The organism is Anaerobacillus alkalilacustris (assembly GCF_001866005.1).
Classification (GTDB): Bacteria; Bacillota; Bacilli; order Bacillales; family Anaerobacillaceae; genus Anaerobacillus; species Anaerobacillus alkalilacustris.
The window spans coordinates 98,217-118,197 of the sequence record NZ_MLQR01000001.1 but is presented as its reverse complement, the minus strand read 5'-3'; the positions used below and the strand labels follow the sequence as shown (position 1 = coordinate 118,197).

Below are 19,981 nucleotides of genomic sequence, written 5' to 3'. Positions count from 1 at the left end.
AGTTGAGGTATGGACCTCAATGATGTTCGAAAAGTAGTTAGTTTTAAACCTTATAACAGTCGTGAACTGCTTCTGCTATTTCCTTTAAAACTGGGTTGCCCTTTTCCCATTCATCCCTAAACCACTGCTTTCTTTCTTCTAAATCCATTGTTACGAGAGGCGAGTGGACTATCACTGTAGTGTTGCCTATTTTGTGTTCCTTCTTTGGTATCTCCATGCCCGCATTCCCCCTTGATACATCCTTATGCGAACGAGCATTATTAATTGCGGACATATTGCCATCACCCCCTAAATTAAATTAATTTATTTGGAAAAACTAAGTGACTAGGCTGTACCCAACTGCTCTTTTAATTTTTCAAGAACGTCACCCGGTATTTTTTCACGATAAGCAGCAACTTTTAAATCTAAAGGATCTATTCCAACTGCAACTGCTAAAGCCTCATTTAACTTATCACCAGCTGGTGGGATTCTTCCGTTCTTTAGCCTACTTAGGTACTCAATCGTAGGTCGACTGCCTGTGTTCTTTTCGATGATTTCAGCAATTTTTTGAAGCTTCAACCCACTTTCAATGATGGCTTGGGCTAAAATATCTGAGTAATTCCTCATTGATGTTATCACCTCACTTAAACGTGATTATTTTACATCACTTTTATTTGATTTCATAATATCACTTTATTTTACAGACGTCAACAAAAAGTGACAAAAAAATATCACTATGCGGATATTGACATAAATATATCAAAAATAAGATAATTAGAAAGGGAGGTGGATTAGGTGACATATGCAGAATTATTGAAGAAATACATAAAAGAGTCGCGCTACACTTTAGAAGAGATTTCAGGACTTTTACTACAGAAAGGGTTATCCGCAAGCAGAGAACACCTCAGTAGATTACAGAACGGTAAAGTTCCTCCCGCCTCTGATGAAATAAATAAAGCAATTGCAGATATAACAGGCGGTGACGCAGAGGAGCTTATATGGTGTGCATACATTGAGAAGGCACCAGAAGAAGTTAAAAATAAATTATCGAATATAAAGAAAGAACAACGAAACAGTGAAAACCATTTAGGTTCAACTGTAGTGGACGATGCGACCACAATTCCTAAAGGTACTAAAATTCAATATGCGCTGGCTGAAATAGTACTGGAACGAGACTCGACAATAAAGGGCATAAGAGAAGAATTAAGCAGTAAATATCCAGAGCTTAATTCACCGGCGGCGTCCTTTGTGTACTCTGCCCCAGAAAAAATCCTTATGCCCGTTGTCCAAGCTGGCAAAAAAGCTGGACCCGTTAAAACTTTTAGTGAAAAAGATGAAAAAGATATCGCTAAGCGCATGGAAGAAATTAAAAAGGATTTATCTAGTGATGGGGGTTTAAGTTTTCTTGGAGAGCCGATGAGCGAAGAAGCAATTGAATCTCTTATAGAAGCAATGGAGTATGCCGTTCGACAAACACAACGAATAAATAAGAAATACATCCCTAAAAAATACAGGAAAGACGATGAAAATAACTAGGGATGTGAGGCGATTAACTTGAACTGGATAAAGCAAATTGTTGTTGAATTGATAAAAAAGCACAATACGAACGACCCATTCGAACTCGCTTCCATCCTAAACATACACGTTGTTCCATGGAACCTACACGAAGAAATTAACGGATTTTATAAATACGATAAAAGGAATAAATACATCTTTTTTAATTCAAATTTAAGCGTAGAGATGCAAAGGTTTGTGTGTTCTCATGAGTTAGGTCATGCTTTAATACATCCCAGATCAAACACACCATTTTTAAGAAATAATACTCTATTTTCAATTGATAAAATCGAAGTTGAAGCTAATGCCTTTGCAGTAGAGCTTTTAATGGAAGATAGCACACTAATAGAATATAAAAATTTAACACTTCAAGATGTTTCAAGAATTTGTGGGGTACCCCAAGAAGTCGCCCATCTGAAAACTTTTTATTAACAACAAGACACGTACAAATGAGAAAATTTGCGTGTCTTTTTTATAAGGGAGGAGAAAGTATGGATTTTGTGTGTATTGATTTTGAAGTGGCCAATAATATGAACCGTTCAAGTGTTTGTGCTTTAGGTATAGTTGAAGTTAAAAACGGGGAGATTTTCAAAGAGGAGTATCTTTTAATAAAACCTACGGATATGTACTTCGACCCGTACTGTGTAAATATCCACGGAATTACACCTGAAGACGTAGCTGATAAGCCATCTTTCGAAGAAATCTGGAAAGATATATCTCGTATGTTTGATGGTAGTTTAGTAATTGCGCACAACGCAAGCTACGATATGAGTGTACTTAGGCACTCTTTGGACGAAATCAATGTTGAGTACCCTTCACTTTTCTATAACTGCACCAAAAATATCGCTAAGAAAACTTGGTCTGGTTTACCGAGTTATTCATTAGATGTAGTTGCCAGACACTTAAATATCACCTTTAAACACCACCATGCTTTAGAAGATGCACGAACAGCTGCCCAAGTGTATCTTAATGCTTGCAACTACAATGAAGTTGTTTCACATGATGGTCTAATCGATAAATTAAAGGTTGTTCAAGGATCTTTATTCTCGAATGGTTACAGTCCTGCAAGGATTAGAGAGAAAAAAGTTAGTAAAAGGATCGATATTAGCGAGCTAGTCGCTGCAGCTACAGAATTAGACGAGGACCACCCGTTTTATGGTGCTACTTGTGCCTTCACTGGTACCCTCCAATCTATGGCCAGAAAAGATGCTATGCAGCTAGTCATTGACCGTGGGGGCGATTGTACTAACGGAATTAACAAAAAGACAAATTATCTTATAATGGGTGACCAGGACTTTGCTCGTTTTACAGATGGTAAGAAAAGTACAAAATTAAAAAAGGCCGAGGATCTTATTAAAGATGGCCAAGAACTAGAAATCATTTCTGAACAAGATTTTATATCCTTACTATAATGTTCCGTTAGGGGCATTTCTTTTTAAGGCTTGGTGTATAGACAAGTTAATTATGTAGAGAGGTGAGTGTATGTATAGACCTAAAAGGTTAGATATCGATGTGTATCTTAGAAAAAGCCGTAAAGATATTGAAGAAGAAAAGACTGCAGCTAATGATGGAGTTGATTATGATACGCTATCTAAGCACCGCAAGCAACTATTTGCAATTGCCAAAAAGGAAGACCACAATATCTTGGAAATACATGAAGAGGTTGTATCCGGTGAGTTTATATCTGAACGACCTAAGATTCAACAACTAATAAGACGTTTGGAAGCTGGCTTAGTTGAGGCTGTTCTTGTGATGGATTTAGACCGCCTAGGACGTGGGGATATGCTCGATCAAGGATTACTAGATAGAGCTTTTCGTTACTCGGGAACAAAGATTATCACCCCTACCGAATATTACGATCCAGGGGATGAGTCATGGGAGTTGGTATTCGGTGTTAAATCACTTGTGGCCAGACAAGAATTAAAAGCCATTACAAGGCGCTTACAAACAGGTAGAAGGAATTCGGTCAGTGAAGGTAAATCAGTCTCTAAAAAGCCGCCCTACGGATATCTGAGAGATGAAAAATTAAGATTATACCCGGATCCTGATACTGCGTGGGTTGTAAAAAAGATGTTTGAAATGATGAAGGCGGGTCACGGTAGACAAACCATTGCACAAGAATTAGACAAGCTGGGGGTATCCCCGCCTGAAAAGAATACATGGGCGCCGTCAANAATAACCGCCATTATTAAAAATGAAGTCTATCTAGGGCATATGATTTGGGGGAAAGTGAAGTATCAAAAGCGGAACGGGAGTTATGCCCGTAAGAAAATGCCTAAGTCGGAATGGATTATAAAAGAAAATGCACACGAACCGCTCGTCACTCAGGACTTATGGGAAGCTGCTAATAAAGCTCACACCGGTAGGTGGAGACCTTCCACAGTTGAATCAAAATCACTATCTAACCCTTTGGCTGGAATCCTCCAATGTGAAGTATGTGGATACACTATGCTCTATCAACCAAGAAAAGACAGACCGAGTAACATGATACGTTGCAACCAATCGAGTTGTAAAGGGGTTCAGAAAGGGGCTTCACTTCATTTAGTAGAAGCTAGAATACTTGAGAGTCTTCAAGAATACGTTGACCATTTCGAAGTCCATGAAGAAACTAAAAAGAAAACTGAAAACACCTCAGTAATTCCACTGAAGGAAAAAGCAATTGAGAAAAAGAAAAAAGAAATTGCGGAACTAAATGCCCAAAAGAATAACCTTCACGATTTACTCGAGCGTGGGGTGTATGATATTGATACGTTCGTGGAACGACAACAAAACATTGTTGAACGGATTAAAAAACTCCAAGATGAGATTAACACTCTCCAGAAGGAAATCCATAAAGAGCAAATTGAAGAGAAAAACGTCCATGAGTTTGTACCAAAAGTTAAAAGTGTACTGGAAGCATATCGGCATACAGACGATATCGAAAAGAAAAACCGTTTATTAAAAACCATACTTGATAAAGCGACTTATTTAAGAAAAACCGATTGGACAAAACGTGATCAGTTTCAAATTCAACTATTCCCCAAAATTTAAAACCGTTGAAACTTAATAGTATCAACGGTTTTACTTTGTGTATATGGTGTGCAATTATACTGGTTTACTTCACCATACCCAAACATGCTTGATATTTCCATTAATTCGTTAACGAGCTTTAAGCAACGTGCATTATCGGACGTTAGGTTATCACCATCAGAAAAGTGGAACGGGTAAATGTTATATCTTGAAGGCTCATATTTTAAATTTATTAATTCTAATGCCTTTCGGTAAGCACTTGAGCAAATCGTACCTCCGCTTTCACCCTTTGAGAAGAAGTCTTCTTCAGATACTACCTTTGCTTCGGTATGATGTGCAATAAATTCAATGTCTACTGTTTCATATTTCGTTCGAAGAAAACGTGTCATCCAAAAGAAAAAGCTACGTGCCATATATTTTTCCCATTTCCCCATTGATCCTGATGTATCCATCATTGCTAATACAACAGCTTTAGATTCAGGCTTGACGATTTCATTCCACGTTTTAAACCTTAAGTCATCGTTGTGAATTGGTGCGATTCCAGGTTTACCTTCCATTGCATTTCTCTTAAGAGCTGATAGGATTGTGCGCTTTTTATCAATATTACCCATTAATCCTTTTTTACGAATATCGTTAAATTCAATATCTTCAACAATAATATTATCCTGCTCTTTTTGCTTAAGATTAGGTAGTTCTAATTCCCTAAATAACATGTTTTCTAGCTCCATAATTGAAACTTCTGCTTCATAATAATCATCCCCAGCTTGGTCGCCGGCACCTTGGCCTTTTCCAGGACCTTGCTTTTGATCTCCACTTCCGTCTCTTGCTACAACATCTCCTAATTCGCTGTCTCCATCTCCTTGACCTACATGTTTGTTTTTATCATAGTTATAGCGAATTTTATATTCATCTAGAGATCTTATTGGGATTTTTATGACGTCTCGGCCGTTGGACATAATAATATTTTCTTCACTAACTAAGTCTGGTAAATTTTTTGTAATTGCGTCCTGTACTTTTTCCTGATGCCTCTGCTGATCCTGGTATCCTTTACGGTGAAGAGACCAATTCTCTTGGGAGACAACATAATTTTTGTCATTACCGCCTTTCATCCATAATTCCCTCCTCTTTGTCGAATTTATTCCATTACCATTAAATTTGGCAGGAATATAGAGCTTAACCATTTTTACATTACTAACTAAGACTTAATAATATTTCTTAAGTTTTCAATAAATTTTTTTTGGGTTTTAATCACATTTCAGTTATTCCTAGCATATAAATAACTCGACGGAATATGGTTGTGTGAATTCCTAACATGTCTGAAGAGAAAAATATCTTATTTACTCTATCCTATGCAGAGGCTTACTAGAGTTGACAAGAAATTCTGATATTTCTTCAAATTATTGTTTGGACAAGTATCCTAATCAATGAATAAAGGAGATTATTAAAACGTAATAATCTGGACATGCCGATGTCACCTTTGACCGCAAACTATGTGCTTTTTGCGCCTGACAGCAACGCTTCGAAGTAGGTTTCCTCGAAGCTGTGTTCCGTGCGACGAGTAACCGCAGGAGCAATTGTTTTCCGTGCGACGAGTAACCGCAGGAGCAAAGTAGCATGAAGCATCATCAAAGAAGCAATCCAGAAGTCAGCGAAGTCAGAAACTTGACTGAAGTGATCGAGCTCGTAGGCTGCTTGCGCTAGACAGTTTCCAAGTTAGAAATTTATAAATTCTGATTATAAAGCAAAAGATCGCACATGGGGTGCGATCTTTATTTAAGTTTTCGAAATTCTTTAATTGGCCAGTATGCAATATCAGCTTTCCCTACAATGTCATCAAAGGAAATAAAACCAATTTGTCTACTATCAACACTATTACGGCGATTATCACCTAATACAAATAAATGATCTTTCGGTACATATTTTTCTCCTGTCAATTCTTCTAAAGTAAAATCATGTGTATATGGATACCTTTTGTATACATCCGTTATTTCCACTAAATAAGGTTCATCTACAGCTATGCCGTTTACATATAGAACATCATCTTTATATTCAATGAAATCCCCTGGAAGACCAATAACACGCTTAATATAATCTGTAGTTTCGTTAGCATGAAACACAATCATATCGAATCTTTCTGGTGCACCTATACCATATCCAATCTTATTTATTATCACTCTGTCACGATCTTGGATTGTCGGCATCATGGAAGAACCATAAACGATATAGTTAGTAAACAAAAAGCCTCGTATCGCCACTACTAATACTAGTACAACCACTAGTGTTTTCGCCCAACTTATGATTTCTTTTTTTACTTTTTTCCTTTTTTCTATATTTTCTAATCGTCTATTTATTTCCATTTGTCCACTTCCCAAATTTTTAATAAGAAAAATATTAAATATGCGCACGATCAATTTTCTGAAAATTATTAATATGCTCATTTTTACCATTTTTTATTTATTTAAACGTGGGTTAAATGAAAAATGAACGTTCGATCCAAGAATTGTCTAAGATAAAAAACACCTATCAAAAAAAGATAAGTGTCTCTATGTATTACTTTACGATCATAACAGGACAGTTTGCTCGCTTAGCCACTTTGTGACTAACACTTCCTAAAACCATCTCTTGAAGAGTGTTCAGTCCGCGACTTCCAATAACAACTAAATCATATTGATTTTCATTAGCAAATTTCACAATAGTCGGCCCCGGTTCTCCATGAACTAAATGAAATTTATGAGAGATGTCGTCTTTTACTAACAACTCCTCTATCGGTCTAAGTTTTGCTTTTCTTTGCTCAGTTATAGCTTTTACATCAAAATTACTTAATACATCAGATTTTGATGTTGAACCATCAATAACATAAATAACTTCTATACTACTTTCATTAGATGTTTTAGATATTGCCAAAGCTTTTTCTGCTGCACGAATAGAATGTTCAGAGCCATCTGCAGCTAACAAAATTTTTTTAAACATCGTGATCCCCCTCCCTTTTTAACCAACTCTACTATATCTACTCGATAACATACATTATCGATTTCTCTCCAAGTAATTGTTTCTTCATACAGCGCTACATCTCCTACTATACTTAATAAATTTTAATAATTTTTTCTCGACTTGAAACAAGCTAATACTACAGATTTTTTATCTTTTTAAGAATGTACCAAGGTCAAAGGAATACTTGAACAACAGCATACCTTTGAAAGTAATAAGAGGAAGGGGAGTAGACTTTAATAATTAACCACTTTTCTAGCATAAAAAAGTTGACTCTATAGTATCAGTCCTTATAAAAAGTTCTGATACTATATGTCAACTTCCCCATTTATCTATTTAACAAACTACCTACATAACGAAGTAATTCATTGGCCGAGACAGAATTGTACCCATGATCATCAATAAGTCTTGCAATCACTTCGTTAACCTTCTTCAACTGATTTTCGTCAGGTGTTTTCGTGGACGTAGTGATCTTGACAACGTCTTTAAGATCAGCAAATAATTTCTTCTGTATAGCTTCTCTTAAGCGCTCGTGGGAATTATAATCAAATCTCTTTCCTTTACGAGCATAAGCCGAAATTCGAATGAGTATTTCTTCCCGGAATGCTTTTTTCGCATTTTCTGAAATGCCAATTTGTTCTTCAATTGAACGCATAAGCTTTTCGTCTGGATTCATCTCATCTCCAGTTAATGGATCACGCAGTTTATTTTTATTACAAAATGCTTCAACATTATCTAAATAGTTATCCATCAACGTCTTAGCAGACTCTTCATAAGAATAAACAAACGCTTTTTGAACTTCTTTCTTTGCAATTTCATCATATTCTTTTCTTGCTACAGAAATGAAATTAATGTATCTTTCACGGTCTTCTTTAGATATAGATGCATGTTGATCTAATCCTTCTTTTATAGAACGTAATACATCCAATGCATTAATTGACGATAGTTCTTTGCGAATTATTGCCGAGGAAATACGATTAATGACATAACGTGGGTCGATTCCTGTCATACCTTCATCTTGGTATTCCTTTTTCATTTCCTCAACGTCTTGTGTATTGAATCCTTCGACAGTTTGCCCGTCATAAAGTTTAAGTTTCTTGAGAACATCTACGCCTTGTTTTTTTGATTCTTTGAGCCTTGTTAAAATAGTAAAGATAGCAGCAACCCTTAATGCATGTGGAGCAATATGAACATCGGAAATATCACTATCTTTAATCATCTTCTTATAAATCTTTTCTTCCTCAGAAACTCTTAAGTTATAAGGGATTGGCATAACAATAATTCTCGAATGAAGGGCTTCATTTTTCTTATTTGAGATAAATGATTTATACTCTGCTTCATTCGTATGAGCTACGATCATTTCATCTGCTGAGATTAAAGCAAATCTGCCGGCTTTAAAGTTCCCTTCTTGGGTTAATGATAATAAATGCCATAAAAACTTCTCATCACACTTCAACATTTCTTGGAATTCCATTAAACCACGGTTAGCTTTATTTAGTTCACCATCAAATCGGTAAGCACGTGGATCTGACTCTGAACCATACTCAGCAATGGTTGAAAAGTCGATGCTTCCAGTTAAATCCGCTATATCTTGAGACTTTGGATCTGATGGACTGAATGTACCAATACCAACACGGCGATCCTCTGAAAGCAAAATTCTTTGGACGATCACTTCTTCAATTACACCGCCATACTCCTGTTCCAAGCGCATCATGTTGAGAGGAGAGAGGTTTCCTTCTACCTTTATTCCATATTCATTATAAAAATCTTCCCTTAAATGATGAGGGATTAAGTGCAATGGATCTTCATGCATTGGGCAGCCTTTAATTGCATAAATAGCACCATCTTCAGATCGAGAGTATTTCTCTAAACCTCTTTTTAGCATTGAAACTAAGGTTGATTTACCGCCACTAACAGGTCCCATTAGTAATAAAATACGCTTTCTAACATCTAACCTTTTAGCCGCTGAATGAAAATATTCTTCTACCAACCTCTCGATAGCTTCTTCTAATCCATAGATTTCATTGCTAAAGAACTTATAACTTCTCTTACCATCGATCTCTTCAACGCCAGCATCCTTTATCATATTATAAATACGAGAATGTGCTGTTTGCGCAACCTCAGGCTTCTCTTTAATGATTTCTAAATATTCACGGAACGTACCTTCCCAAGTAAGTCGTTTCTCTTCTTCTCGAAACTCTTTAAGTCTATCTAAGATACTCATTAAATCCTCCTCCCAGTCTATCTGCTTAAATTACGTACTTGATTAATACTATGCGCTAAATAACTTGTTCATTCACTATTCACCCTTTTCCTTTTAAAAAAAATAACAGTTCTAAAGACTAAAATGCTAAAATAAAAGGTAGTTTTCATTATTAATCGCTACCAAAGGACTAGAAAAATCAAGTCTAGTGGTAGTAAGAATTTTTTTAGAAAGAGTGAGTTTGTTGGGCAAAAGCATAGGTTTTTTTCTTGTTTTAATCTTTATTAGCGTATTTTCATTTTCCTTCATTGGTTTTTCAAATGAGTTAAGTCAAATTCAGACTGTTGAAAGCCTTTTAGAAGAAAAAGTAACTACTAATGATTTTTCTTTACATGATAATAGCTATATATATGATTCAAACGGGAATATAATTTCTGAAATTTACAAAGAGGAAAATCGTATTTATATATCTTATGATGAGATACCAACTTACTTTATCGAAGCAATTATTGCCACAGAAGATCGACATTTTTTTTCACATAAAGGTTTTGATATAACAGGTATTGCTAGAGCTTTTTTGGTGAATGCTGAAAACCAATCAATTGAGCAAGGCGGAAGTACCCTCACACAACAGTTAGTTAAAAATATTTATTTAACAAATGACCGTACTTACAATCGTAAACTTACGGAATTGTTGTACGCCTTTCAGATTGAAAAAATGTTTTCAAAAGAAAAAATACTTGAACTTTATCTAAATGCGATATTTTTCCAAAATGGCGTATATGGTATCGAAGCTGCTAGTCAATTTTATTTATCGCGTTCTGTCAGTGAACTTTCCTTAGCTGAAGTAGCCTATTTACTTGCGATACCTAACAATCCGACTCATTATAATCCTTTTATCAACCCCGGTAATACAACTGAAAGAAAAAACTGGATATTAGCTAAAATGCTAGAACTACAATTCATCACGAAAGAGCAGCACAATGCTGCTAGAGATAGAAAAATAACATTAAACCCATCAAAAAAAATCGATCTCTATCCAGATTACGTAACCTATATCCATTATGAATTTGAACAATTAGTTGGGGAAAAAGAGGGATATAATCAAAAGATTGAACGTGCCTCTACAAATGAGCATAAAAATCAATATATAAGCCGTCGCAAAAAGCGTGTAGAGGAACTTCTTTCAAGCGGCATTCACATTCATTCATCACTTCAACCAAAAAAGCAGGAAAATATTTACCAGGTCATCGCTCAGCGCATCCCCAATCAAAGTATACAAGGTGCTGCCGTCATAATTGATCATCGCTCAAACAATATTGTTGCTATTAGTGGTGGAAAACAATACAAAAAGTTTGATTTACATCGTGGGTTTCAGGCATTTCGCCAACCTGGATCATCTATAAAATCATTACTAGTATTTGCTCCTTATTTATCAGAAAGGAATAGTTCAATTAATAATTTCATTAATGCTTCGGCTTTTTGTAAGAATGGATATTGTCCAAGAAATTACGGTGGGGCTACCTATGGAAATGTAAGGTTAGAAACTGCCTTTAAACATTCTTACAATACAGCTGCTGTTCGAATGCTTGACCAAATAGGTATCGAAACTGCTTTTTCTTACTTTTTTAAATTGGGTTTTACAAAAATAGTTGAAGAGGATTTCAACTTACCTTCAGCATTAGGTGGACTCACATATGGCGTGAGCCCGTTAGAAATGACAACAGCCTACACTACATTTGCAAATGAAGGGATGTTCCAAAAAGCAAGGGGCATTGAGAAGGTGTTGGATGCAAACGGAAAAGTATTACTAGAGTGGGATAAAAATCCACAGCAAGTATGGAATAAAGAAACCAATTCTAAAATGAGAAGTTTACTAAATAAAGTCATCACTGAAGGAACAGCAAGAAAAGCTTACTATAACTCCGGAAATAATTTTATTGGAGGGAAAACAGGGACAACCAACACGTTTCATGACCTTTGGTTTATCGGACTTAATGAAGAGTATACAACAGGAGTTTGGGTTGGGTACGATCAACCGAAAAGCCTAGCTCACATAAATTCACGTGCTCCTCATTTACTCATTTGGCGCGATTTGATGGGAGACTAAATCAAAAAAAAATGTAGAATATTAGATTATTCGATAAACTAATATTTTACATTTTTTTCTATATTGGTAAACTTGCTAGAAAACTGTTATAAAGTTTGGTCATGGCATATGAGACTGAAAGAACAAATGCAAACCAAAAAAAGACGTGAAAAAAAACCATTCCTATTAAGCCAATCGAAGATAAAGAAGAACTTACCTTATAAACAAAGAAAACAAAGTAACTAAGAGTAACTACTATTATAATGAACAGAATAAACATTATATGATAAAACAAAAATAATGATACGACACTACCTACTAGGTAAAGCCAAGACCCTGAACGAATTTTTGTTAGTTCAACTCCCTCTTTATCATTTGAAAAAAATAGAAGTGAAAGTTCAATCATTGTATTAGCAATCAGCTTTAAAGCTGCAAATACCATGAAGAAAAATAATAAGAGTAAAAATAATAAGGTTAATTTTATCCCACTTTCAGAAAACACTTCCGTCATTCCTTGGTAAATACCTAAATCATACAGCTTTTGAATAATGATTCCTTCGACATATAAAGATAAGGAAGTGCTAAACAGAATAATTGAAATTAACGGGAAATGGCTAGTTAAATACGCATTTTTCAAAAAAATCCTTCCTTTTTCTAAAATTACTTTACTATCATACAATAAATTTCTATGTTTCGATACAAAAGCAGTAATGGAATAAACACATATGCAAAAAAAGCTATTCTTACCAAATAAATGGTAGAATAGCTTTTATCCTTTATTTATCTCCTCTAAATGAAATTCCTTTAATAAAATACCGATTAAAGAAAGCGTAGATAATAAGAACTGGTAACGTGAATACCATTGATGCAGCCATAATGAAATTCCAGTGTGTTACATATTGATCTTTGAATAGGTTTAACCCAACTGGTAAGGTAAACATCGACACATCTGACATAATGATTAATGGGCGCATAAAGTCATTCCAAGATGCCATGAAAACAAAGATCGCTTGTGCTGCTAGAGCTGGTTTTGCCATCGGTAATACAATCCTAAAGAATGTTCCGATCCGTGAGAGGCCATCAATTTCCGCTGCCTCTTCAAGCTCCTTAGGAAAGTTAATGAAAAATTGCCTCATCATAAAAATGAATGTTGCATTCACCATCGCTGGCACAATTAACCCATGATAAGAGTTTAACCAACCTAGATGGTTTAAAATTAAATAATTAGGTATCATCGTTACTTGTCCTGGGATCATGAGCACAGCTAATACCATAATAAATAATCCCTTTTTTCCTGGAAAGCTAAGCCGCGCTAGTGCATAACCCGCCATTGAATTAAATAACAAATTTAATCCTGTTCCAATGACTGCCACAATCACACTATTTAATAACCAACGTGGAAAATAACGTTGCTCTACAAAAATAGAACGATAATTTTCAAAGGTGAAATCTCTTGGAAAAAGCGTCATCGCTCCGCTTAAAATTTCTTCTAAACTTTTAAACGAAGATGATAATGCCCATAAAAATGGTAACATCGTAATAATTGCATAGGTCGATAAGATGACATAAAGAATAGCTCTACCGATTCCTACTTTTTTCTTCATAATTGGACCTCCTTACTCACCTAATTTGTTAGGGAGCAGCCTATAACTTAATAGAAAGATTCCTCTTTTTGCATTTTTCTTTGAATTAAAGTAGCTGTTAAAATGATAAATGCAAGGATAAATGCTATTGCAGCAGCATATCCCATTCTTCCTGAAGTACCAAATGCATATTGATAGATTAAAAGTACAACTGTTAACGTTGAGTTACTTGGTCCACCCGAACCACCAGAGAAAATGTACGACTGATCAAATAACTGAAACGTTCCAATAAGTCCCATAATAACAGCAAATGAAGTAACCGGTCGTAATAGTGGAACAGTAATATACCAAAACTTTTGAATGCCATTTGCACCATCAAGTTCAGCTGCTTCATACATTGAATCCGGAATATCCTGTAGGGCCGCTAAGTAAATAACCATAAAAAACGGTGCTGTTGACCAAATGTTCATCATCATGATTGCATTTAAAGCAACAGACGGATCATTAATCCAGTTGTATGTCGGTAAGCCAACAAATGCTAGAATATTGTTAATTAGTCCTTCTGGATTATACATCCACATGAAGATCAACGTTAATACTGCTGAAGAAGTTAAAGTCGGTAAAAAGTATACAATTCTAAAAAACTTTTCACCTTTCATACCAGCATTTAACGTCGCTGCTAGAATAAGGGCAAGTGCCGTTTGGATCGGCACAACAACAGCTACGTATTTAGCTGTATTCATGATCGCAATTTTGGCACGAGTATCATCTACAACTCTCGTAAAGTTATCAAAACCAATAAAGTTAAACGACATTCCACCTAATAATTCCACACGATGGAACGCTAAAAATATTGCATAGAAAATCGGTGCAACGACAAACAATCCTAATACAAAAATTGTTGGCGACATAAACGTATACCCTTGCCCCGCTTCTCGTACCACTCGTTTATTCCACTTTTTCCCTGTTCCCATATCGGAAGCTCCTCTCTTTCAAAAAGGGAGTTAGGGAGAGACAACCTCCCCCCTTTTTAACTCAGTTATTACTCAATTTCACTATTAGCGACGCGCTCTGCTTCTTTTAACGCATCTTCTAAAGATTTCTGTCCTAAAAATGCACTTAAAAATTCGTTATTAAAATTGTTGTTGATAATCGGTAAATTCGTATCATCTGCCCAAACCGTTGCATACGTTGTAGCATGTGCAAATGGTGCGCGAATTTCATCTTCAAATAAACCTAATTCTTCTGCTACACTTGCACGGCTAGGGAATACAAAGCCTGATCCTGTCCACTTTTTCATTCCTTCTTTTCCTGTTAACCATGAAATTAATTCCCACGCTTCATCTTTATACTCTGTATTTTTATTCATAGCATAAGCAACTGTAAATGCCATTGAACCCTTGTTATCATCGATCATAGGAATTTCCGCTGTAGCATAGTTTGTATTCGGGAACGTATCTTCTAAGAAGGATATCGTCCAGTTCCCTTCGAACATCATAGCCGCACGACCTTGACCGAACATCTCCCCACCCCAGTTTGCTCCTACATCAGCTGGAGAAGCAGCTGAGCCGTCAACGTTTCTCATATCAATTAATGTTTGTAACGCTTCAACAACCTCGGGTGTTCCAAAGCTTGCACGGTTGTCAGTTGCTATCTTTCCACCTTTAGACTCAGCAAGAAACACGTTACGAGCTAAATCAGGAACAATCCCAAAGCCATGAACTCCAGTTTCTTCTTTTAATATTTTTGCATACCCAACTAACTCTTCCCATGTTTTGGGGGCACGCTCTAATCCAGCCTCTTCAAATAAGTCAAGGTTATAAAATAATGCTAAAGTTGACGTATCTTTAGGGAAACCGTAAGTCACACCATCATACTTAAATGCATTTAATAGTGGATCCTCAAAATCTACTACATCAAAATCTTCTGTTACATACTCATCTAACGGCTCAAGAACTCCAGTTGCCATTAATGCTGGCGCTTCAAATGCATCAAGGAAGAATACATCAGCAGCTGTATTTCCAATTAAACGTGTACGGAGTACATCCATGTACTGGTCAGCAATAATATCAAGTTTTACTTTAATATGTGGATGCTCTTCTTCAAATGCTTTTAATGTTTCTTCAAAGATACGTTGTTCTGTCGGAGATGATCCCCAAGAACTAAGCGTTAACTCAACAACTTCATTACCTTTTTCAGTTGAACCATTTGCATCAACTCCGCTCTTTTCATCTGTTCCACAACCTGTAAGTAATCCACCAAAAGCGATTGTTGCCGCTAAGCCGATTGACGTTAACCATTTGCTTTTTTTCATTGTTTTAAACCCCTCTCATTATGTTTTGTATTGTATTAGGAGAAGTTTCTCCTGAATTGCTAAGCTTCGATAATGATTTCTTGCGCTGTCGTATTTTCTAATACTTCAACAGCTAATGTTTCACTGCTTCGCTTAACTTCTATCGAAAGTACCCCTTCACCAATTTGCACATTTAAAAGTTTAATTTGATCAGTACCTTCTGGTAAAAACGGACGAACATAAACTTTATTATTTAATGTATCAGGAAATAGTCCAACCATTGATTGTACAAATACTAGTGGAGTCCCAGCAGCCCATGCTTGTGGAGAACATGCAACAGGATATTTAACGGCTTTTCCAAGTTTTGCATCATACCCACAGAACAACTCAGGTAAACGATCATATTCAAATGAATGAGAAGCTTCAATTAAACCGTTCATAACTGTTGCAGCTTGCTCTTTGTTATTTGTCCTACTCATACCTAGAATAACTAAACTATTGTCATGTGGCCAAATCGAACCATCATGATAACTCATTGGATTGTAACCAGCTTCACCTTTCCCCATTGTGCGAATACCATATCCAGAGAACATTTTGTCAGAAACAAGCACATCACTAACACTCTTTGCTTTTTCGGCATTTAACATGCCTGACATCAAAATGTGTCCTGGGTTTGTCGTCAACGTACCCACTTGCTTTTTATCTTTATCAAGAGCTAACGCATAAAATGAAACATCTTCCATCCAGAATTCTTCTTCAAACCTTTCTTTTAAGGTTTGTGCTTCTGTTCTTAACGCTGTAGCTTCTTCTACCTTACCTAGCTTTTCGTATATGGAAGCAATTCCTTGTTTTGCTTGATAAACATAGCCCTGTACTTCTGATAAAGCAATCGGTGTTTCTGCATATTCTCCATTACGGTGAACAATTGAGTCACCAGAGTCTTTCCACCCTTGATTCGCAATTCCTTTTTCCGCTTCTTGGTGATATTCAACGAATAAATCCCCATCACGATCCCCGTACCGATTAATCCACTCTAAAGCTCTTTCAACGTTCGTTTCAAGCTCTTGGAACAATGCTGTGTCCCTAGTCCAATTTACATATTCTGTAAGTAATACAAGAAATAGTGGCGTCGCATCGATTGTTCCGTAATAAGGTGTAAATGGAATTTGGCCTGTATTCGCTAACTCCCCAAAACGAATTTCATGCATGATCTTCCCTGGTTCTTCATCACGCCATGCGTCTTTCTTCGTTCCTTGGAAGGCTGCCATCGTTTTAAGCGTTCCTTTTGCTACATCTGGTGAGAACGGTAACATTTGCAGGGCAGCAATTAAGCTATCACGGCCAAATGGGACACCAAACCATGGTAAGCCTGCAACTGGAAATTTTCCATAGCCTAAATCTGTTAATAAAACTCTAAGATCGCCAATCCCACGATCAACTAAACGTTGTAATGCCTTATTATTTGTTTCTACCTGTGTTGTTTCCTCTTTCCACTCAGCTGTCGAAACTTTTAATTTTTCTAAAGCCACTTTAGGCTCTACAATTTCTGGCATTTCATCGTTAATGGATGGAATGACCATAAATGCGATTGTTTCTTCTTCTTCATGGCCTAAAGACAGATTAAAGTGTACATCTCCTGTTTCTGTTACTTTCGTTTCATCTTTATCCCAACGGATGATAGAAGCTCGTTTAACATTGTCTGCTCCTTGATAAGCGAAAGATATTTCTTGTTTACCGACTACTTGTCCTGTACGCTCACCAACATCACCATTTTGAAATCCACGAACAATAAACATGTCGTTAAAGTCAACATCAACATGAAGACTTAGTTCAAAGCTCACTGGTTTAGGAAAATAATTTTTTGCTTTTAGTAGCTCGTAACAAACATCATTATGGATAAAGCGAGTTCTTGTTAATTCGACCGACTCTCTCCAAAGAATAAGTTCGCCATCTCTCTCCATATGCGGGTTTGTTAACATAATCGTTGCATAGTAATTCTCATTTGCACTAGATGATAATAATATGGGTTCCTCACCATTGATCTTTAAATCTAGCTTACTTAAAAAACGTGTGTCCTTTGTATAAAGTCCTAATCCATATGGGTGATTTTCAGGAATATTCCCACTTGTGTCAGTTAGTAAAAATAAGTCATTTTCCTTAATTACGCGGTAATCCATTTTATATTAAAACCTCCTACTATTCCTTCATTGCAACGCTTTCGGAATAGTTATTTATTTTCACCGAAACGTTTCGGATTTTTTATAAAAAAAGTTCGTCATAGTTTACTAATAAAGAATTTTTTTTCTAAAAGTTAACATGACGTTTTTTCCAAAACGTTTCGGATTTCAAGTAAGAAAATTGGCTTATAAATTAAGCCTTTTTATCAACATCTTCTGGAAAAACTACAAGAACTCTATAGTTACCTTTGTAATGGAGCAGTTGTTTCTCGTATGATGAGATGGTTATCAAGCATTTTCATTCTTCGCTGATCTTTTCCTTGTAACATATCAATTAGCAATTTAGCAGCTTCATAACCTATTTGATACTTATCTTGTGCAATCGTTGTAAGCGGCGGATCCACATATGCTGCTAAAGTAATATCATCAAAGCCAACAACCGACAAATCTTCAGGAATATGAAAACCTTTTTTCTTTGCTGCTTTCAAAACCCCCATCGCCATAAGGTCACTCGCACAAAAAATCGCTGTAATTTCAGGATGTTCCTCTAAGAGCTGTAAAGCCACTTCTTCAGATTTTTGTTCCGAAAATGCTCCATCAACGACATAGTTCTCATTGAAAGTAATTTCTGCATCCTTCAGTACCTTTTTATAACCCTTTAATCTTTTTCTACTTATTAACGCCTGATCGGATCCATTAATCATCGCAATATTACGATGTCCGTAATTGATCAAATGCTTCATAGCCATTTGTGCTCCGAACTCGTTGTCTGTAGTTACATAGCCAACATTGGTTCCTTTCATCTCAATATCGATTAACACACTTGGAATATTACTATCAATTACTTCTTTTAAATAAGGATCATCTTTCTTCATTCCTTGAATGATAACACCTTCGACTTGTCTTTCGCGCGAAAGCTGTGCATAACTTTTCTTTTTTTGCTTAGCGGTATTTGTATTAAATAAGATTAAGTCATAACCAAGATCACCAAGGCTATCATTGATCCCACACATTACTTCAAAAGTAAAGTTATCTTTAACTCCTGATCGATTTAATTCAGAAACTAGTAAACCAACTGTATTCGTTTTATTCATAACAAGACTTCTCGCTAATGCATTTGGGCTATACTGTAGTTGTTCAGCAATTTCTTTAATCTTGGTACGTGTTTTTTCATTCACATCGCTATAGCCATTTAACGCCCTGGAAACAGTTGTAACTGACACCCCTGCTGCTTTAGCTATATCTTTAATAGTAGCCATTTCCACAACCCTCCAAAACGTTTCGGATCTTTTTCGTTATTAGAATAACACATTAAAAAAGCGTTTACAATAGTTTTTTAAATTAAATCTGATTAATTTGAAATTTTCCCAAATATAATCCTCTTATTATGATATGATACCTACTTCAATTATATAAATAAGATAGAAAAGGATAGAGCTGACTAAACTCGTCAGCTCTTTTGTTTAAGTTAAATCCGGGAAATTCCGTTGACGTAATGCCTCATACACTAATATAGCTGCAGTATTTGAAAGGTTTAAAGAACGAATTTTATCTGATTGCGGAATACGTAAACAACGGTCTATATTCGCATCTAATAAATCCTTAGGTAAACCTGTTGTTTCACGACCAAATACGAAGAAATGATCACTCTCTAAATTACTATAATCGAAATCAGTATAATTTTTCTTTCCTACTGTTTCGATAAAGTAAAAGTTTGCCTCTGGGAAAGTTTCAAATAATTCATCCATCGAATCATAATAATTAATTTTTACATTTGGCCAATAGTCGCACCCTGCTCTTTTAAGCATTTTATCGTCTGTTGAAAATCCTAATGGCCGAATTAAATGTAATGACGTATTAGTCCCTGCACAAGTACGAGCAATATTTCCTGTGTTTGCTGGGATTTCGGGTTGATATAAAACGATATGTAATCCCATTTTTTCACCTCTATTTCTTAACAAATTATCCTTTTATTATACTTAGGAAAACTTTGGCTTTTCACCAAGTCCTAACTAGCGGAAAGCTTTAGTTTTAATTTCTTAAAGCGCAAAGAAAAACTCCCACTGAAGGAAGTCTTTTTATTATAGCATTTCCAACTAGTTAGGA

At 35.9% G+C, this 19,981-nt stretch carries 17 protein-coding genes and 1 pseudogene; 5 read left to right on the top strand and 13 right to left on the bottom strand.

The features are described from left to right. Positions 1 to 43: 43 nt before the first annotated feature. Positions 44 to 217, bottom strand: a complete 174-nt coding sequence (locus tag BKP37_RS19835) for a hypothetical protein (protein WP_169823056.1) — start codon at positions 215 to 217, stop codon at positions 44 to 46. A 107-nt stretch (positions 218 to 324) separates the two neighbouring features. Further along, on the bottom strand, positions 325 to 606 hold the full coding sequence (locus tag BKP37_RS00590; protein ID WP_071307800.1) for a hypothetical protein: 282 nt from the start codon (positions 604 to 606) through the stop codon (positions 325 to 327). A gap of 693 nt (positions 607 to 1,299) precedes the next feature. Here BKP37_RS00590 and BKP37_RS00585 point away from each other — a divergent pair. The 4 genes and pseudogenes from BKP37_RS00585 to BKP37_RS00570 form a co-directional block, all read left to right on the top strand. Then, positions 1,300 to 1,515, top strand: a pseudogene (locus BKP37_RS00585) (immunity repressor protein); the annotation flags it as partial. An 18-nt stretch (positions 1,516 to 1,533) separates the two neighbouring features. Next, positions 1,534 to 1,965, top strand: coding sequence for an ImmA/IrrE family metallo-endopeptidase (locus BKP37_RS00580; RefSeq protein WP_071307799.1), 432 nt, complete (start codon positions 1,534 to 1,536; stop codon positions 1,963 to 1,965). Between the two features lie 59 nt (positions 1,966 to 2,024). Beyond that, positions 2,025 to 2,945: an exonuclease domain-containing protein gene (locus BKP37_RS00575; RefSeq protein ID WP_071307798.1), complete on the top strand. Its 921-nt coding sequence runs from the start codon at positions 2,025 to 2,027 to the stop codon at positions 2,943 to 2,945. A 70-nt stretch (positions 2,946 to 3,015) separates the two neighbouring features. Further along, positions 3,016 to 4,563: a recombinase family protein gene (locus BKP37_RS00570; protein WP_071307797.1), complete on the top strand. Its 1,548-nt coding sequence runs from the start codon at positions 3,016 to 3,018 to the stop codon at positions 4,561 to 4,563. On the opposite strand, the gene yhbH is transcribed toward BKP37_RS00570, so the two are convergent. The 4 genes from yhbH to BKP37_RS00550 all read right to left on the bottom strand — a co-directional run bounded on the left by yhbH (position 4,560) and on the right by BKP37_RS00550 (position 9,754). Beyond that, entirely contained in the window at positions 4,560 to 5,651 is a 1,092-nt protein-coding gene (gene yhbH, locus BKP37_RS00565; protein ID WP_071307796.1) for a sporulation protein YhbH, read from the bottom strand. The two genes, BKP37_RS00570 and yhbH, sit on opposite strands and share 4 nt — an antisense overlap. A gap of 660 nt (positions 5,652 to 6,311) precedes the next feature. Next, on the bottom strand, positions 6,312 to 6,899 hold the full coding sequence (gene lepB / locus BKP37_RS00560) for a signal peptidase I (protein WP_071307795.1): 588 nt from the start codon (positions 6,897 to 6,899) through the stop codon (positions 6,312 to 6,314). A gap of 193 nt (positions 6,900 to 7,092) precedes the next feature. After that, complete coding sequence (locus BKP37_RS00555; protein ID WP_071307794.1) at positions 7,093 to 7,512, bottom strand: universal stress protein; 420 nt, start codon at positions 7,510 to 7,512, stop codon at positions 7,093 to 7,095. 346 nt (positions 7,513 to 7,858) lie between these two features. Further along, a complete protein-coding gene (locus BKP37_RS00550; protein ID WP_071307793.1) occupies positions 7,859 to 9,754 on the bottom strand; it encodes a PrkA family serine protein kinase in 1,896 nt (631 codons plus the stop codon). Positions 9,755 to 9,968: 214 nt separating this feature from the next. Here BKP37_RS00550 and BKP37_RS00545 point away from each other — a divergent pair, with 214 nt between their 5' ends. Further along, positions 9,969 to 11,843 carry a transglycosylase domain-containing protein gene (locus tag BKP37_RS00545; protein ID WP_425424969.1) on the top strand — a complete coding sequence of 625 codons (1,875 nt, stop codon included), beginning with the start codon at positions 9,969 to 9,971 and terminating at the stop codon, positions 11,841 to 11,843. A 58-nt stretch (positions 11,844 to 11,901) separates the two neighbouring features. Here the strand turns inward: BKP37_RS00545 and BKP37_RS00540 are convergent, their stop codons facing one another. The 7 genes from BKP37_RS00540 to trmL form a co-directional block, all read right to left on the bottom strand. Continuing rightward, entirely contained in the window at positions 11,902 to 12,459 is a 558-nt protein-coding gene (locus tag BKP37_RS00540) for a DUF5366 family protein (RefSeq protein ID WP_071307791.1), read from the bottom strand. 139 nt (positions 12,460 to 12,598) lie between these two features. Further along, positions 12,599 to 13,426 (bottom strand): carbohydrate ABC transporter permease, encoded by an 828-nt coding sequence (locus BKP37_RS00535; protein WP_071307790.1) that lies wholly within the window; start codon positions 13,424 to 13,426, stop codon positions 12,599 to 12,601. Positions 13,427 to 13,473: 47 nt separating this feature from the next. Continuing rightward, entirely contained in the window at positions 13,474 to 14,379 is a 906-nt protein-coding gene (locus BKP37_RS00530) for a carbohydrate ABC transporter permease (protein WP_071307789.1), read from the bottom strand. A gap of 68 nt (positions 14,380 to 14,447) precedes the next feature. Beyond that, entirely contained in the window at positions 14,448 to 15,719 is a 1,272-nt protein-coding gene (locus BKP37_RS00525) for an ABC transporter substrate-binding protein (RefSeq protein ID WP_071307788.1), read from the bottom strand. Positions 15,720 to 15,778: 59 nt separating this feature from the next. Further along, entirely contained in the window at positions 15,779 to 17,875 is a 2,097-nt protein-coding gene (locus BKP37_RS00520) for an amylo-alpha-1,6-glucosidase (protein WP_071307787.1), read from the bottom strand. Positions 17,876 to 18,117: 242 nt separating this feature from the next. Then, positions 18,118 to 19,134, bottom strand: a complete 1,017-nt coding sequence (locus BKP37_RS00515) for a LacI family DNA-binding transcriptional regulator (protein WP_071307786.1) — start codon at positions 19,132 to 19,134, stop codon at positions 18,118 to 18,120. Positions 19,135 to 19,338: 204 nt separating this feature from the next. Further along, positions 19,339 to 19,812 carry a tRNA (uridine(34)/cytosine(34)/5-carboxymethylaminomethyluridine(34)-2'-O)-methyltransferase TrmL gene (gene trmL, locus BKP37_RS00510; RefSeq protein ID WP_071307785.1) on the bottom strand — a complete coding sequence of 158 codons (474 nt, stop codon included), beginning with the start codon at positions 19,810 to 19,812 and terminating at the stop codon, positions 19,339 to 19,341. Between the last annotated feature and the right edge of the window lie 169 nt (positions 19,813 to 19,981).